9 protein-coding genes and 1 pseudogene are annotated in these 16537 nt (G+C 58.7%); 4 read left to right on the plus strand and 6 right to left on the minus strand.

Translation table 11 applies throughout. The features are described 5' to 3' along the window. Nucleotides 1-127: 127 nt before the first annotated feature. The 3 genes and pseudogenes from tssI to AB9L16_RS01915 all read left to right on the plus strand — a co-directional run bounded on the left by tssI (nucleotide 128) and on the right by AB9L16_RS01915 (nucleotide 3496). Nucleotides 128-2141 (plus strand): annotated as a pseudogene (tssI, locus tag AB9L16_RS01905) (type VI secretion system tip protein TssI/VgrG). Then, the gene (locus tag AB9L16_RS01910) at nucleotides 2122-2844 is read left to right on the plus strand and encodes a DUF4123 domain-containing protein (RefSeq protein WP_375123023.1); all 723 of its coding nucleotides are present in this window, start codon (nucleotides 2122-2124) and stop codon (nucleotides 2842-2844) included. Before tssI ends, AB9L16_RS01910 begins: the two are co-directional and overlap by 20 nt. Nucleotides 2845-3175: 331 nt before the next feature. Further along, nucleotides 3176-3496: a hypothetical protein gene (locus AB9L16_RS01915; RefSeq protein WP_122751665.1), complete on the plus strand. Its 321-nt coding sequence runs from the start codon at nucleotides 3176-3178 to the stop codon at nucleotides 3494-3496. A 165-nt stretch (nucleotides 3497-3661) separates the two neighbouring features. Here AB9L16_RS01915 and AB9L16_RS01920 read toward each other — a convergent pair whose 3' ends face one another. After that, nucleotides 3662-3895, minus strand: a complete 234-nt coding sequence (locus tag AB9L16_RS01920) for a hypothetical protein (RefSeq protein WP_150638083.1) — start codon at nucleotides 3893-3895, stop codon at nucleotides 3662-3664. Between the two features lie 1396 nt (nucleotides 3896-5291). Between AB9L16_RS01920 and AB9L16_RS01925 the strand changes: the two genes are divergently transcribed. Further along, entirely contained in the window at nucleotides 5292-6131 is an 840-nt protein-coding gene (locus tag AB9L16_RS01925) for a 23S rRNA (adenine(2030)-N(6))-methyltransferase RlmJ (RefSeq protein ID WP_016772007.1), read from the plus strand. Between the two features lie 51 nt (nucleotides 6132-6182). Here AB9L16_RS01925 and msrA read toward each other — a convergent pair whose 3' ends face one another. The 5 genes from msrA to aceE form a co-directional block, all read right to left on the minus strand. Beyond that, a complete protein-coding gene (gene msrA, locus AB9L16_RS01930) occupies nucleotides 6183-6848 on the minus strand; it encodes a peptide-methionine (S)-S-oxide reductase MsrA (RefSeq protein WP_252883057.1) in 666 nt (221 codons plus the stop codon). 202 nt (nucleotides 6849-7050) lie between these two features. Continuing rightward, nucleotides 7051-9747: a bifunctional diguanylate cyclase/phosphodiesterase gene (locus AB9L16_RS01935; protein WP_095180997.1), complete on the minus strand. Its 2697-nt coding sequence runs from the start codon at nucleotides 9745-9747 to the stop codon at nucleotides 7051-7053. A 254-nt stretch (nucleotides 9748-10001) separates the two neighbouring features. Continuing rightward, a complete protein-coding gene (locus AB9L16_RS01940) occupies nucleotides 10002-11399 on the minus strand; it encodes an alkaline phosphatase D family protein (RefSeq protein WP_375123024.1) in 1398 nt (465 codons plus the stop codon). Between the two features lie 277 nt (nucleotides 11400-11676). Then, the gene (aceF, locus tag AB9L16_RS01945; RefSeq protein WP_375123025.1) at nucleotides 11677-13635 is read right to left on the minus strand and encodes a dihydrolipoyllysine-residue acetyltransferase; all 1959 of its coding nucleotides are present in this window, start codon (nucleotides 13633-13635) and stop codon (nucleotides 11677-11679) included. Between the two features lie 11 nt (nucleotides 13636-13646). Beyond that, the gene (aceE, locus tag AB9L16_RS01950) at nucleotides 13647-16292 is read right to left on the minus strand and encodes a pyruvate dehydrogenase (acetyl-transferring), homodimeric type (protein ID WP_024011316.1); all 2646 of its coding nucleotides are present in this window, start codon (nucleotides 16290-16292) and stop codon (nucleotides 13647-13649) included. Nucleotides 16293-16537: the final 245 nt, after the last annotated feature.

The raw sequence follows: 16537 nt of genomic DNA on the forward strand, positions 1-16537 counted from the left end.
GAACGGCCGAATTAACAAGGTCCTTTCAGCAAACCACGTAGGGCAAATCTGAATTTCCCGTCACCTGCTCATCACCCCTTGCCCCTCATGCAGAATCGCCCGCCCTCACACTGCAGAGAGACATCGGATGTTCGCGCCTGCCAATCAACCGCGTTTCACGTTGACCCTCGAAGGCGCCCAGCATGACCTCAAGGTCCTTGAGTTCACAGGCAGGGAAGCCATCAGCCAACCCTTTCGCTTCGAACTGGAACTGGTCAGCGAGCGGCCGGACCTGGATCTGGAAAGCCTGCTGCATGGTCAGGCGTTTCTGAGTTTCGATGCTCAGGGTTGCGGTATTCATGGTCAGATTTATCAGGTCGGGCAGGGCGATTCCGGGAAACGTCTGACACGCTATCACCTCAGCCTTGTCCCGCGTCTGACGTATCTGGGGCATCGCATCAACCAGCGGATTTTTCAGCATCAGAACGTGCCGCAAATTGTCACGCAGATTCTCAAGGACCATTCGATCCTGCGCGATGCCTTTGAATTTCGCCTGGGCAGCGAATACCCGGAGCGCGAATACTGCGTGCAATACGCCGAAAGCGATCTGGCCTTCATCCAGCGTCTGTGTGCCGAAGTCGGCATTCATTACCACTTTCAACACAGCCCCGAAGGCCATTTGCTGGTATTCGGCGACGACCAGACCGTGTTCCCCAAGCTGCCCGAGCCGACGCTGTATCTGCCGGGCAGCGGCATGTCGGCGGGCGCGCCGGCGATTCAGCGTTTCAATGTGCGCGTGGAAACCCGCACCAGCGTCGTCACCCGGCGCGACTACAACTTCGAAAAACCACGCCTGTCGCTGGAAAGTCGCAGTGACGGCGAGCAGCGTCCAGTGCTGGAGGACTATCACTTTCCCGGTCAATTCAATGATCGCGAAACCGGCAAAGGCCTGACGCGCCGCGCTTGAACGTCATGTCGCCGATTACCGTCAAGCCGAAGGCACCAGCGACGAATCCTCACTGGTCTGTGGGCATTTCCTGCAACTCACCGAGCATCCGCGCAGCGACTGGAATGATCTGTGGTTACTCACCTGTATCGAGCATCGCGGCCGCCAGCCGCAGGTACTGGAGGAGTCGGTGACCAGCGATGGCGAATCCTTTCAGGGTTATCGCAATACTTTCGTTGCCACGCCGTGGGACGTGGTCTTTCGTCCGGCACTGTGCCTGGAAAAACCGCGCATGTCGGGCTACCAACCTGCCGTGGTCACCGGCCCGAAAGATCTGGAAATCCATTGCGATGAATACGGCCGGGTCAAGGTGCAACTGGCCTGGGACCGCGATGGCGAACTCAACGAGCACTCCAGTTGCTGGCTGCGCGTTGCGACCGGTTGGGCTCACGATCACTACGGCAGCGTGTTGATTCCGCGCGTCGGCATGGAAGTTTTGGTCGGCTTCATTGATGGCGATGCCGACAAGCCGCTGGTCATGGGTTGCCTGCCGAATGCGGCGACCCCGGTGCCGCTGGATCTGCCGGCAGACAAGACCCGCAGTATCTTCCGCAGCCAGAGCAGCCCTGGCGGTGGCGGTTATAACGAACTGCGCATCGAAGACAAGAAAGGCGCCGAGGAAATCTACCTGCGTGCCCAGCGCAACTGGACCCAGCATGTGCTCAATGACCAGCAGTTGCAGGTCGATAATCAGCGCAGTGTGGTGGTCACCGGCACCGCTCGCCATGAACTCAAGGCCGACGAGCAACGCATCACCCACGGCCAGCGCCAGACCGAAGTCAGGCAGGATGATCATTTGTCCGTGCTCGGCGACCAGCAGGTCCGGGTGAACAATCAAGCCACCAGCGCCTCGGCGCAGATCCATATCAGTGCTGGTCAGCAAGTGGTCATCGACGGCGGCGCGAGCGCGACGATTCAGGCCGGCGGACAGTGGATCAACATCGGCCCCGGCGGAATTTTCAGCAGCGTGCCGATTGTTGTGGGTGGCGCGCCGATGGCGGCGACCAGCGCTGCGCCGGTGGTGCCGGGATTGCCGGAGAAACTGGCCGCTGCGCCGGCGGCGATTCTCACCGCCGCACAGATCATGAGTCTCAAAGGTGATGCGCCATTCTGCGAGGAGTGTGAGCGTTGTAAGGATGGTGTTTGTGCAGCGTGAGGAATTGACGCCCGAACAATGGCTGGCGCGGCAGCCGCTGCATGCGTCGGAACAACTGTTCGCCATTTTCAGCCGCGCCAGCGACGCCGATGCCTTCAAAGCCTGGCAGGGCACGGCGAATCCGGTCTGGGCCGAGACCATTTATGCCGAGTGGGACGCGGTGATGCCCTACGTGGGAATTGTCGCTGCAGACAGTGAGTTTTTACGTTGGGTGGCGGAAACAGAATCCCGGGATTGGGGATGGTTGGCGGTGTCTTCGGCGGATCTTGACGTGCTGGTCGAACATTTCCGCAGCCTCACTCAAGTGCTGATGCCGGACGGTAAAACCGTGTTTTTCCGCTTTTGGGATGGTCGGTTTCTGCTGCCTCTTTTGCACTCTGAGGAGGTCAATTCCGCGCAATTGCTGCCAGTCGTTTCACGAGCCTTGATCAATGGCCAAGCCATCGAAATCGCGGGCCGTGCGCTGGTTTCGGGGCGGGTCTTTCCGTGGTGGAGCGTGCCGCAATCGCTCTTGGCGCAGACAGATGCAAGCGTACGCATCGCCAATGCTCTGCAATGGCTGAGCGAGGAGCAACCGGCCATATTCGAGGCGTTTCCCGAGACGGTCCTGCGCTGCAAGGTCGGGCAGTTTTTCAAATTATCGATGTCGGAAGATTCGTCACGATCGGCGCTTCTGGAGTTTTTGCTGGCAGAGACAGAGTGAAATTTCGGGGCAAACGCTTCGGACGTTTCCTTCGAATCGCGGCGGTTTTCATGAACTGGTGCGTGGTGGGTTGCAGGGATAGTCTTTTCGTTGTCACCGCGAGAGTGGTGGCAGGGTGAAGGATTCCCGCATTCATGACGTTACAGTTCGTTGGCTTTTTGCGGCACTTGGTTCAAGTCCGTAAGATCGTTCGCGGCGGCTGTGCGTGGGGCACGCTTCGGCGTGGCCGAGGTCCATGATTGCTCGGTTCCTACTCCCGCGCACAGCTGCCACCCTAACCCGTAGGAAGGTGTGATGGCGGCCCACGTTTATCAATCATGGGACCCGGAAAATGACCAATATGCATACTGATTCACCCTACGAAAAAATCACTCCTCACCCCGACAACCGCTTCATGGCCCTCACCGGCAATTGCAGCGACATGCCCAGCCTGTTCGTCGACACCCATGTGCCTCTCGATATCCTCATGGACGCTGCCAACCACCGCATCCGCGCCGTGGTCCAGGTCCTGGAAAACATGTGCATGCGCGGCTCGATCGAATGCGACTCCGTGATCCTCAGCGACTTCGCCCTGCTGTGCGCCATCCCATTGCGCGATGGCTGTGATGTGCTCGATGTCATCGGCAAGCGCTTGCGCAGCTTGCCCGCCTGAAGATCAAAAGACCGCAGCCTTCGGCAGAGTGGACGCCTATCCCATGTAGGGGCTGCCGAAGACTGCGATCTTTTGTCGTTGAAGAGCAAGTCACGGCGTTGTTTTAGGCTGCGAAGCCAACCTTATTGAAGCGGTAAACAGAATTTTTTATCAGGGTTACTTTTTTTATATCTTTGTCACATTTCCCAGAAGTCTGCCAGCAGCGCCGTCGCTAATGGTAAAGCTGACCTTGTCACCAACTTTCAGGCGGGGATCGCCCGGAGTGCTTACGCTCAGGTCTCCACTGTTGTCATCGGGTTTCACCGTTATTGAGTATGTTGGGTACGGCCCGCCTGCACCACTGGTATAGGCGCTAATCACGGTGCCATTGCCCGATGTATTTACAGTAATTTTTGCCATTTCCAATCTCCTTCCAGTCGTAGTCTAGAATCAGGGCGATCGATTGATTTTCGCGTCGTTCAGACTATGGATCAGTAGCTACCGATAACGCCACTGTCAGATCTGACAGGTAATTGCATTAAATACTACCGTCTATCCAAATTCGACCTTTGTGCAGCTCCGTAAAATTCCTCATCTCCGATTTCCTGATATGGCCTTCAACTACCCCCCACTTTGCGCCGTGCTCCTGGTGCTGGAGAATATATGCATGCGCCGTTCGATCAAGGTGACTCGATGATCCTCAGCGACTTCGCCAAATTCTGCGCCATCCCCTTGCTCGACGTCATCGGGCGACGTCTGGGCGCCATGCCTGCCTGAATTGTTCAGAAGCAAAATCAAAAGATCGCAGCCTTCGTCAGCTCCTACACGGGATCATCTGTAGTAGCTGCCGAAGGCTGCGATCTTTTGACGTTTAGGGTTCAGCAGTCAGTCTGCGATGTGCCGATCCTGGGTCTCGATAAAACTGTCGAAAGCCTCTGACTTGAGACCTCCAGGCACCCATAAAAAACGAAATGGCTTTTCGAGTGTTTGCTGATCGACGGTGTCTGCTCAGATGCCGCATACACATAGTTTCTGGTTGTTTTATAACGATCGTGCAGCACTTGCAGCGTGTCTTCATTTTGCTGGATGGAATGCAGGCCGTTGCCCATGAATGAGTAGGCATTGGCGGATAGTGCAATGTCTTTTCTCTGGGCTGATTGCTCATTGAATGGCGCCAGGATGCAGTTGGCTCCGCCCGTAGTTCTTTAGAGTCTGGCGTGCCTGTTCAATGTGGGTTTCGTCGGCAAGGGCGAGGTATGGACTAAGAAGGCTGAGTAAACAGATGATCAGATATCGCATGAATTTTTGACTTCCTGTCGTTGATGGTTAGCCAGTTTAACGCCATAAAAGCAAAGCCCCTCACCCTAGCCCTCTCCCAGAGGGAGAGGGGACTGACCGAGTTGTCTGGGTGTTGTACGCCGACCTGCGACTTCAGCGGTGAACTTCGCTTGGCCAAGCCTGGATGGTGGTGTTCTTTCGGGGGACTGACCGAGTTGTCTTGGTGTTGTACGCCGACCTGCGACTTCAGCGGTGAACTTCGTTTGGCCAAGCCTGGATGGTGGTGTTCTTTCGGGGGACTGACCGAGTTGTCTGGGTGTTGTACGCCGACCTGCGACTTCAGCGGTGAACTTCGTTTGGCCAAGCCTGAGATTACGTCGATCATTCAGGTCGATGTAACTCGCAAGATCGCCACCGTAAGTCCCCTCTCCCTTCGGGAGAGGGTTAGGGTGAGGGAAAGGCGTTTGTCCACTCGGCTGCGAACCCCTGACTTGCCGCCCGGTAAAAGGTAAACTTTGCGGCCCTCGCAGGAGCAGCCATGAATTATCGTCACGCCTTCCATGCCGGCAATCACGCCGATGTGTTCAAACACCTGACCTTGACCCGCCTCATCGCTCTGATGTCGCGCAAGGAGCAGCCGTTTGCCTATCTCGACACGCACGCCGGCATCGGTCTGTATGACTTGCAGGGCGATCAGGCCAATCGCACCGGCGAGTACCTGGAAGGCATTGCGCGGTTGTGGGATCAGCCGGACCTGCCGGCGCTGACCGCCGATTACATGAAGGTGCTGCACGAGATGAACCCGGATGGCCAGTTGCGCTATTACCCGGGTTCGCCGGAGCTGGCACGGCGTCTGACGCGGCCGCAGGATCGGGTGATGCTCAACGAGAAGCATCCCGAAGATGGCGTGTTGCTCAAGGACAACATGGCCGGCGATCGTCGAGTGAAAGTGCATCTGGGCGAGGGCTGGCACGTGGCGCGGGCGATGTTGCCGGTGCAGGAGAAGCGTGCGGTGATGCTGATCGATCCGCCGTTCGAGCAACTGGACGAGATGCAGCGTTGCGCGGCGTCGATGAAAGAGGCCATCGGCCGCATGCGCCAGACCGTGGCAGCGATCTGGTATCCGGTGAAGGATCAGCGTGCATTGCGGCGTTTCTATCAAGACCTGGCGGGCACGGGTGCGCCGAAGTTGCTGCGTGTGGAGCTGCTGGTGCATCCACTGGACACGCCGAACAGCCTGAACGGTTCCGGGCTGGCGATCGCCAATCCGCCGTGGGGGCTGGAAGAAGAGTTGCGTGAGTTGCTGCCGTGGTTGTCGAAGAAGCTGGGGCAGACCCAGGGTGGCTGGCAGATGGATTGGTTAATTGCCGAGAGTTGATCACTGACTTATCGTTCCCACGCTCCGCGTGGGAACGATCGGTCGGTGGGGTTAGTTGCCCGCAAGGCTCGCAGGCATGCACACGCCGGTGCCGCCAATCCCGCAATAACCCTCAGGGTTCTTCGCCAGATATTGCTGGTGATACGTCTCGGCGAAGTACACGGTCGGTGCCAGTTCGATCTCGGTGCTGATTTCGCCCAGACCCGCCTTCGACAGTTCCGCCTGATACACAGCCTTGCTCTTCAGCGCCGCGTCCAGATGCTCAGGCGAGGTCGCGTAGATCACCGAGCGGTACTGGGTGCCGATGTCGTTGCCCTGACGCATACCCTGAGTCGGGTTGTGCAGTTCCCAGAACATCGCCAGCAGCTCTTCATAGCTGACTTGGGCCTTGTCATACACCACCAATACCACTTCGGCGTGGCCGGTCAGGCCCGAGCAGACTTCTTCGTACGTCGGGTTCGGCGTGAAGCCGCCGGCGTAACCGACCACGGTGCTGACCACACCTTCGCGCTGCCAGAAACGTCGTTCCGCGCCCCAGAAGCAACCCAGACCGAAAATCGCAAAGTCGACGTCCTGAAAGAATGGACCGAGCAGCGGGGTGTCTTCGAAGACAAAGTGTTTTTCCGGCAGGGTCATCGCGGTTTCGCGGCCGGGCAGGGCTTGTTCTTTGGTTGGAAGCACGTTTTTGTTCACCAGAATTTCCGAGCGCAGAACCATGAGCGTTCCTCTCAGTCAGGTTGGAGGTAAAAAGTCAGACCGCCAGTGTGCCGAATGATGCCGAGTTAATCACTACCCAATGTAGGAGCTGCCGAAGGCTGCGATCTTTTGATTTTGCTTTTTAAAAACCAGATCAAAAGATCGCAGCCTTCGGCAGCTCCTACAGGGGGCGGCATGTTATGGCGAGAATGGGGTAGCGGGGTTAGAGGCAGAGCGGGCCGCGCGGATAGCGCTTGAGAGCCTGGATCAGCTCGCCGCCTGGAATCGGTCGGTCGAACAGATAACCCTGGCCGACGTCGCAACGGTGTCGACGCAGGAAGGCCAGTTGCTCGGCGGTTTCGATGCCTTCAGCCACAACCTTGAGTTTCAGGTTGTGGGCCATGGCGATCACCGCCGAGGTGATTTCCATATCGTCCTGGTTGTCGGGGATTTCGTGGATGAAGCTGCGATCGATCTTGATGATGTCGATCGGGAATTTCTTCAGATAGCTCAGCGACGAGTACCCTGTGCCGAAGTCATCCATGGCCAGGGTCAGGCCCAGGCGCTTGAGCTGGTCGAGTTGCAAATGCGTGTCTTCGGTGGCTTCCAGCAGCAGGCCTTCGGTCAGCTCGAGTTCGAGCAGATTGGCCGGCAGCGCTTCTTCCCTGAGGATGTTGGCGATCGAGGCGACCAGATCCGGATCAGAGAACTGTTTCGGTGACAGATTGATTGCCACCTGCAGATTGCCCAGGCCGGCAGCGGTCAAGGATTTGCTCATGCGGCACGCCTGACGCGCGATCCACTTGCCGATCGGAATGATCAGGCCGGTTTCCTCGGCGACGCTGATGAACTGATCCGGGCGAATCATGCCGCGCTCCGGGTGGTTCCAGCGCAACAGCGCTTCCATCCCCAGCAGACGACCGCTGCGCAGGCACAGTTTCGGCTGGTAGAACACGTCCAGCTCGTTCTGCGTCAGGGCGCGGCGCAGGTTGTTCTCGACGAACAGTTTGTAACTGGCCTCGGCGTTCAGCGCCTCAGTGAACACCTGCAACTGGTGTTTGCCGTTGGCCTTGGCCTTGTGCAGTGCCAGACCGGCGTTGCGCATCAGGGTTTGCGGATCGCGCCCGTGCAGTGGCGCGCAGGCCAGGCCCACGGAGCCGGTGACGCTGATCAGCTGATTGTCGACGAACATCGGCTTGTCGAGGGTCATCAGCAATTGACTGGCGATCTGCTGCCCGGCTTCAAGATCGGTGTCGTCGAGCAACACGGCGAACTCGTTACTGGCAAAACGCGCCAGACTGCCACTCGGGCTGAGGCTGTTGCGCAAGCGCCGGGCGAGGCTGATCAACAGTTTGTCGCCGGTCTGGTGACCGAGGCTGTCGTTGATCCGCTTGAAGTTGTCGATGTCCACCAGCAACAGGCTGATCGGCGTATCGCTGTCGCGGGCGAAGCGCTCATCGAGATTGCGGATGAATGCCGGACGGTTGCCGAGGTTGGTCAGGTTGTCGGTATAGGCCAGGCGCTCGATACGTTGCTGCGCGAGTTTGGTCTGGGTGATGTCTTCGTAGATGCCGATGTAATGCGTCAGCTCACGGTTATCGCCATAGACCTTGGAGATCGACAGCTGGCCCCAGTACGGTTCGAGGTTCTTGCGGCGGCTCTTGAATTCACCCTGCCAACTGTTGCTCTGGGCCAGCGCCGAAGGTGCGTCGAACAGCAGTTCGCTGAGATTTTCCAGCGCCGGCAATTCCGACAAGCGCTGACCGTGGACTTCCTCGGTTGTGTACTGGGTGATCGCGGTGAAGCTCGGGTTGACGTACTCGACCACGCCGTCGCAGTTGACCAGCAAAAAGGCGTTGGCGCTTTGCTCGACCGCGCGCTGAAACAGGTGCAGGGCGCTGGTGGCAGTGCGTCGGTTGTGGTTGTTGATCACTTGTGCGAACTGGTCGGCCAGTTCGCCGGCAAAGGCGATTTCGTCGGACTGCCAGGCGCGGGTGACGCCGGTCTGTTCCAGGCACAACACGCCGACTACCTGGCCGTCGACGCGAATGCTGGCATCGAGCATGGCGTTGACGTCACGCGGACGCATCGCCTCGGCCATCTCGCGGGTACGCGGGTCGTGCATGGCGTTATGGGCATCGATGGCGCGGCTGCTGTGCAGGGCTTCCATGTAGTCGGGGAAGCCGCTGATATCGATCGGCTCCGGCAGGATGTATTCCTGGGTCGCGCGATGGTAAGCGGAGATCGGCAGCAAGCGCTGGCCTTCGAGGTTCCACAGGCTGGCGCAGTCGATCTCGTAGATATCGCAGGCGCAGCGGGTGATCAGTTCAGCGGCTTCCTGCAGCGAGTTGTGCGTGCTGTAGCGCTGGCGTGCGAGCAGCAGAATCAGATCCTGCTGGGCACGCACGCGCTCCAGATGCTGCAGTTGTTCCTGCTGGGCACGCTGGTTCAGCTCAAGGGCGATTTGCAGGCGCGAGTTCTGGGTTTCCAGATCCACCGAAGGCAGCGCCTGGGTTTCGTCGAACACCTCGTCGACCGCCAGCAGGTAGCCGCGCAGCAAATGCCGGTTGTGCTGTTTGTAGGCTTCACCCAGCTCGAGGATGTTCAACGCGCCGGCGGCGGTGTGCAGGGTGTAGCGCACGACGTAATGTGCGCTTTTGCTCAGTTGCTGCTGGATCGCATCGTGCAGTTGATAGCGCGCCTCGGGCTCCATCAGGCTGGCGTAAGGCGAGCCGACCAGTGCGCAGAGCTCGACGGCCGGCTGGCCAAACTGGCGTTCGCAGTTGGGATCGAGGAACAGCATTGCCCAACTCGCTTCATTCAAGCGCTCGAAACGCAGCATGCCGAGCCGCGAGGGCACAGGCAACTGCGTCACTACCTCGGCCGCCATACGGCTGGCGGCATCGGGCTGGCTCTTCATGAAGGAAACTCGCTTGGAAATATGCTGAATGCGCCGGGCTCTCGCCCTCTTGTCTGTTGGCTGCGGCAAGGTTGCATCATTGCGGCACCGACTGACAAGAGAGATGAAGGCCAAGTGCTATAAGAATATGTCGGCTGCAGTGAACATTTCTCCAGTGCACAACTGAAATGAGCAGAAGATCGCAGCTTCACGCAGCCCCAACAGGGTAATGCGCCTTGTGTAGGAGCTGCCGAAGGCTGCGATCTTTTGGTGTTTCAACGCAATTTCATACTGATCGACTGCAACTTCTTGCCATCGCGGTCATGGTAATTGACCAATATCTGATCAGCCTCAACGACCACATGCGCAAAATTGTCTTGGCTCACCACTGCACTGGTGAGCTCGTGCTGATAATCCCCTGCCGCCGTGCGCACCAGCGGTTGATCGAGGATAAACGTCGAGGCCTTGGCATACGGCAGCAATTTGCTGTTGTGCAGCGGCGAGGACACGATGGTGTGCACTTCGAAATCGGCGTCCTCGCTGTGAGACAGGCGACTGGTCAGAGAGCCATGAACGTCGCCGGAGACGAACACCACGTTCTTGATCCGGTGAGTGCGGATGGTTTCCAGCAGGCGCAGACGCTGTTCGGGAAATGCTTTCCAGGCATCGTCACCGTTGAACTTGCGATCGGGATAGAACATCACGCTGGTCACCACGAACTTCACTCGCGCCGGGCTATGGATCAGCCATCGCAGCAGGGCCTGTTCTTGCTCGATGTCGAGAATGCGCCGGTCATCCTTCGACAAGTTGCGTCGGGTGCGGCTGTCGGTGACGAACCAGGCGATATCGCTGTCGCCAAACTGATACCAGTAATGCTTCAACGTATCCCGGTCTATCTGACCCTTCTCATTACATGCATAAACCGGGCTGTGGCTGGCTTGATAAAGTTCATAAGCGGCCATGGCGTTGCGATATAAGTCCTCGTCCGCTGCGGTGGCATTGGCAGGCCAGTTATCTTCTATTTCATGATCGTCGAGCATCATGTAAGTCGATGTATTGGACATCAGTCGCTGAATATTCGGTTGCGAAAATGCCGTTCGATATTTCTTCAGGATGTCTTTGGCTTCGCGATCCGGAGCAATGACATTCAAATCATCTACATACACTTGATCGCCGGTCATGATCACCGCACTGACCGGTAAATGACTGTTTTCGACGAGCTGATTGATCGAGCCAAAGATGCGGTCGCCCAGTTGCGGCAAGGAAGCGACGCCAGCGGTAATCCGCAGATAACGGCACGAACCGACGACAAAGCCCCGAGGCTGGCTGGCTTTCGCGGTGCGGGTGCGAAAGCGGTAGAGCTGTCGCGGCCATTGCAATGGAAACTCAATGACCGTGTCGATGGTATGCACCGGATTCATCGGACTTAACCAGCCGGCTTGATATTCGTATTCACAATCAGCTTCGAGATCCTGCAATACCAGTACACCCGACATGTCATTGGCCGGGTTCAAAAGTGCAAATACGCTGTTCGACCATTTTTCCGTGCCGGCCTTGCGAGCGCGAACTCCGGCAAATACACGTTTTTTGTCCTGTCGTTCGCCGCGCATGAAAATGCGCACTTCGTTAGTTGTGGCGTGGCCCACGATGGGGCCGATAGTCGGTTTGAACATGATCGATTCCGTTCGAGATTTTAATAAACAAGATTTAAATAAGCGGAGCGCGTTGAAGCAACTTTCCTGAGCAGAGGTTAGTTGGCCAGCGGCGGAAAATATTGGCGTTAAGTGGACCAGACCTGTGGCCGATGTCAGCGCAGGTTGTAGGAAAGAGGCGCGATCCGGTTTATTTCAGGCAAAAAAAAGCCCCGTCAATTGACGGGGTTGAGGTACGAGCGTGTGGCGCTCGAAAGGGTGCAGCAAGCGGCCCTCCGTCGCCGGAGGGCCGTTTGAGTTACAGCAGGATGGTGCGGATGTCGCCCAACAGACTGCCCAGACGCTGAGTGAAGCGTGCCGCTGCAGCGCCGTTGATCACGCGGTGATCGTAGGACAGCGACAGTGGCAGCATCAGCTTCGGCTGGAAGGCTTTGCCGTCCCAGACTGGCTGGATGGTTGCCTTGGAAACACCAAGAATCGCCACTTCCGGCGCGTTGACGATCGGCGTGAAGCCGGTGCCGCCAATATGGCCGAGGCTGGAAATGGTGAAGCAGGCGCCTTGCATCTCGTCCGACGACAGCTTCTTGGTGCGGGCTTTCTCAGCCAGCGAAGCCGCTTCGGCTGCCAATTGCAGCAGGCTCTTCTGGTCGACGTTCTTGATCACCGGCACCAGCAGGCCATCCGGAGTGTCGACGGCGAAGCCGATGTTCACGTATTTCTTGCGGATGATCGCCTTGCCGCTTGGCGCCAGCGAACTGTTGAAGTCCGGCAGCTCCTTGAGCAAGTGCGCGCAGGTCTTGAGCAGCAGCGGCAGGATGGTCAGCTTGACGCCAGCCTTCTCGGCCACGGCTTTCTGCGCAACACGGAAAGCTTCCAGCTCGGTGATGTCCGCCGAGTCGAATTGCGTCACGTGTGGCACGTTCAGCCAGCTGCGGTGCAGGTTGGCGGCGCCGACCTGCATCAGTCGGGTCATCGGCACTTCTTCGATTTCGCCGAAACGGCTGAAATCGACCACCGGAATCGGCGGAATGCCCGCACCACCGGTAGCGCCGCCGGCAGCGGCCGGCGCTTCCTTGGCCTTCTGCATCATCGCCTTGACGTAAACCTGCACGTCTTCCTTGAGGATGCGACCGTGCGGACCGCTGGCGCCAACAGCGCTCAGCTCGACGCCGAACTCACGGGCCAGTTGACGCACGGCAGGGCCGGCGTGAACTTTCGCGCCCGGCTTGGCCGGTGCGGCGGCTGGAGCGGCGGCAGCAGGTGCAGCGGCAGCCGGAGCAGCAGCGGCAGGTGCCGGAGCGCTCGGAGCTGCGGCAGCTGGAGCCGGGGCAGCAGCAGGGGCCGCGCCTTTGACTTTCAGCTTGAGGATCAGATCGCCGGTACCGACTTCGTCATCCAGCTTGATGGAAACGCTTTCCACCACGCCAGCGGCAGGTGATGGGATTTCCATGCTTGCCTTGTCGGATTCCAGGGTGATCAGCGACTGGTCGGCTTCAACGGTATCGCCCGCCTTGACCAACACTTCGATGATCTTGGCTTTGCCAGCCGAGCCGATGTCCGGAACGTGGATGTCCTGAACGCTGTCGGCAACCGGTGCTGCTGGCGCGGCTGCCGGAGCAGGCGCAGCGGCAGCGGCCGGTGCAGCAGCCTGGGCCGGAGCGGCAGCCGCAGGGGCCGCAGCACCCGCCACTTCCAGATCCAGAATCAGGTCGCCAGTGCCGACTTCGTCGTTGAGCTTGACGCTGATGGCCTTGACCACGCCAGCGGCAGGCGACGGGATTTCCATGCTGGCCTTGTCGGATTCCAAGGTGATCAACGACTGATCAGCTTCGACGCTGTCGCCGACCTTGACCTGGATCTCGATGATCTGCGCCTTGCCCGACGAACCGATGTCCGGCACGTGCACTTGCTGTACCGAAGCGGCAGCAGGAGCAGCGGCAGGCGCGGCAGCAGCAGGTGCCGCAGCCGGTTTCTCTTCGGCTTTGGCAGGAGCAGCGGCAGGAGCAGGGGCCGCTTCGGCAGCGCCCTCGACTTCCAGCTCAAGCAGTTCGTCGCCTTCTTTCAGACGGTCGCCCAGCTTCACTTTCAGGCTCTTGATGACGCCGGCTTTCGGGGCCGGCACTTCCATGCTGGCCTTGTCCGATTCCAGGGTCAGGATGCTCTGGTCGGCTTCGATGCGGTCGCCGACCTTCACAAACAGTTCAATTACTTCACCTTCACCGCTGCCGATGTCAGGTACGCGAATGAGTTCGCTCACAAAATGTCTCCTCAGCAGTCCAGTGGGTTGCGTTTTTCCGGGTCGATGCCGAACTTGGCGATGGCTTCGGCCACAACCTTAGGTTCGATATCACCACGGTCAGCCAGTGCTTCCAGGGCTGCCAACACCACGAAATGACGGTCGACTTCGAAGAAATGACGCAATTTCTTGCGGCTGTCGCTGCGGCCGAAACCGTCGGTGCCCAGGACTTTGAATTCCTTGGACGGTACCCACTGACGGATCTGCTCGGCGAACAGCTTCATGTAGTCGGTAGAAGCAATGACCGGACCTTTACGGCCGTTCAGGCACTCTTCGACGTAGCTCAGCTTAGGCTTCTGGCCAGGCTTGAGACGGTTGCTGCGCTCTACGGCGAGGCCGTCGCGACGCAGTTCGTTGAAGCTGGTAACGCTCCACACGTCAGCGCCGATGTTGAACTCTTCACGCAAGATCTTCGCCGCTTCACGCACTTCACGCAGGATGGTGCCGGAGCCCATCAGCTGAACGTGGTGCGCCGCATCGCGAGTGTCTTCCTCGAGCAGGTACATGCCTTTCTTGATGCCTTCTTCGGCACCGGCCGGCATGGCTGGCTGCTGGTACGACTCGTTCATCACGGTGATGTAGTAGAAGATGTCCTGTTGCTCTTCGGTCATCTTCTTCATGCCGTCCTGAATGATCACCGCCAGCTCGTAGCCGTAGGTCGGATCGTAGGTGCGGCAGTTCGGGATGGTCGCGGCCAGCAGGTGGCTGTGACCGTCTTCGTGCTGCAGACCTTCACCGTTCAGGGTGGTGCGGCCAGCGGTGCCGCCGATCAGGAAGCCACGGGTACGGCTGTCGCCAGCGGCCCAGGCCAGGTCGCCGATACGCTGGAAGCCGAACATCGAGTAGAAGATGTAGAACGGCAGCATCGGCTGGTTGTGGCTGGAGTACGAAGTACCGGCAGCGATGAACGAGCTCATGGCGCCTGCTTCGTTGATGCCTTCTTCAAGGATCTGACCTTTCTGGTCTTCCTTGTAGAACATCACCTGGTCCTTATCGACTGGCTCGTAGAGCTGGCCGACGGAGGAGTAGATACCCAGCTGACGGAACATGCCTTCCATACCGAAGGTACGGGCTTCGTCCGGGATGATCGGGACGATGCGCGGGCCGATTTCCTTGTCCTTGACCAGTTGCGCGAGGATCCGCACGAAAGCCATGGTGGTGGAAATTTCACGGTCGCCCGAGCCATCGAGGATGGCTTTCAGAGTGTCCAGATCCGGAGTCGGTACGCTGAAGCTCTGCGCGCGGCGCTGTGGCACGAAACCGCCCAGTGCGGCACGGCGCTCGGCGAGGTAGCGGGCTTCGGCGCTGTTTGGCTCTGGTTTGAAGAACGGCAGGTTCTCCAGCTCCTCGTCCTTGACCGGGATGTCGAAGCGGTCGCGGAACAGCTTCAGGCTGTCGACGTCGACTTTCTTGGTGTTGTGCGCAGTGTTTTTCGCTTCGCCGGCACCGGTGCCATAACCCTTGATGGTCTTGGCGAGGATGACGGTCGGTTGTTCCTTGTGGTTGACCGCTTCGTGGTACGCCGCGTAGACCTTGTACGGGTCGTGGCCGCCACGGTTGAGTTTCCAGATCTCGTCGTCGGACAGATCGGCAACCATCGCCTTGAGTTCAGGCGTGTTGAAGAAGTGCTCGCGAACGAACGCGCCGTCTTTGGCTTTGTAGTTCTGGTACTCGCCGTCGATGACTTCGTCCATGCGACGTTGCAGGATACCGTCGACGTCTTTGGCCAGCAGCGGGTCCCAGAAACGGCCCCAGATGACTTTGGTCACGTTCCACTGCGCACCACGGAACACGCCTTCGAGTTCCTGGATGATCTTGCCGTTGCCGCGAACCGGGCCGTCGAGGCGCTGCAGGTTGCAGTTGATGACGAAGATCAGGTTGTCCAGCTTCTCGCGGCCGGCCAGGGAGATCGCGCCCAGGGATTCCGGCTCGTCGCACTCGCCGTCGCCCAGGAAGCACCAGACTTTCTGTTTGCCCGGCTGGATGAAACCGCGGTGCTCCAGGTACTTCATGAAGCGCGCCTGGTAGATCGCCTGGATCGGACCCAGACCCATCGATACGGTCGGGAACTGCCAGAAGTCAGGCATCAGCCAAGGGTGCGGATAGGACGACAGGCCTTGACCATCGACTTCCTGACGGAAGTTGTTCATCTGGTCTTCGGTGATGCGGCCTTCCATGAATGCGCGGGCGTAAACGCCTGGCGAGGTGTGGCCCTGGAAGTAGATCAGGTCGCCGCCGTGTTCGTCGGTCGGGGCCTGGAAGAAATAGTTGAAGCCGATGTCATACAGGGTCGCACTGGAAGCGAAGCTGGAGATGTGACCACCCAGGTCCGAATCTCGCAGGTTCGTGCGCATTACCATGGCCATCGCGTTCCAGCGTACCAGCGAGCGAATGCGGCGTTCCATGAACAGGTCGCCAGGCATGCGTGCTTCGTGGGTAACGGGGATCGTGTTGCGGTAAGGCGTGGTGATCGCGTAAGGGAGCTGCGAGCCGCTGCGGGTCGCGAGTTCGCCCATACGGGTCATCAGATAGTGAGCACGGTCTTCGCCTTCTTTGTCGAGAACCGATTCCAGGGCGTCCAGCCATTCCTGGGTTTCGACGGGATCGAGGTCTTGCATGGCTTGCTCCAGGGCGGAAAGGCTTCCAGAATCGGTTGCCTGAGTTTGCGACTGGCCTTGTGGGCAGACGATTTAAAATTCTTGGATTGCCGACAGGTTGTTCCGGCGGCGTGTAGTTTTACTACAAATCTTCCGGCATTTCAGCCTTTCGAATGTATAGACGAGTAGTAAAACTACAGATGAAAGGCTTGTGGCCTCCGACTGCGTTGTGAGAATAATCGTTAAGGCGGGTCGATTTCCATCCG

The sequence above is a fragment of the Pseudomonas sp. LW8 genome, assembly GCF_041956865.1.
Classification (GTDB): domain Bacteria; phylum Pseudomonadota; class Gammaproteobacteria; order Pseudomonadales; family Pseudomonadaceae; genus Aquipseudomonas; species Aquipseudomonas siliginis.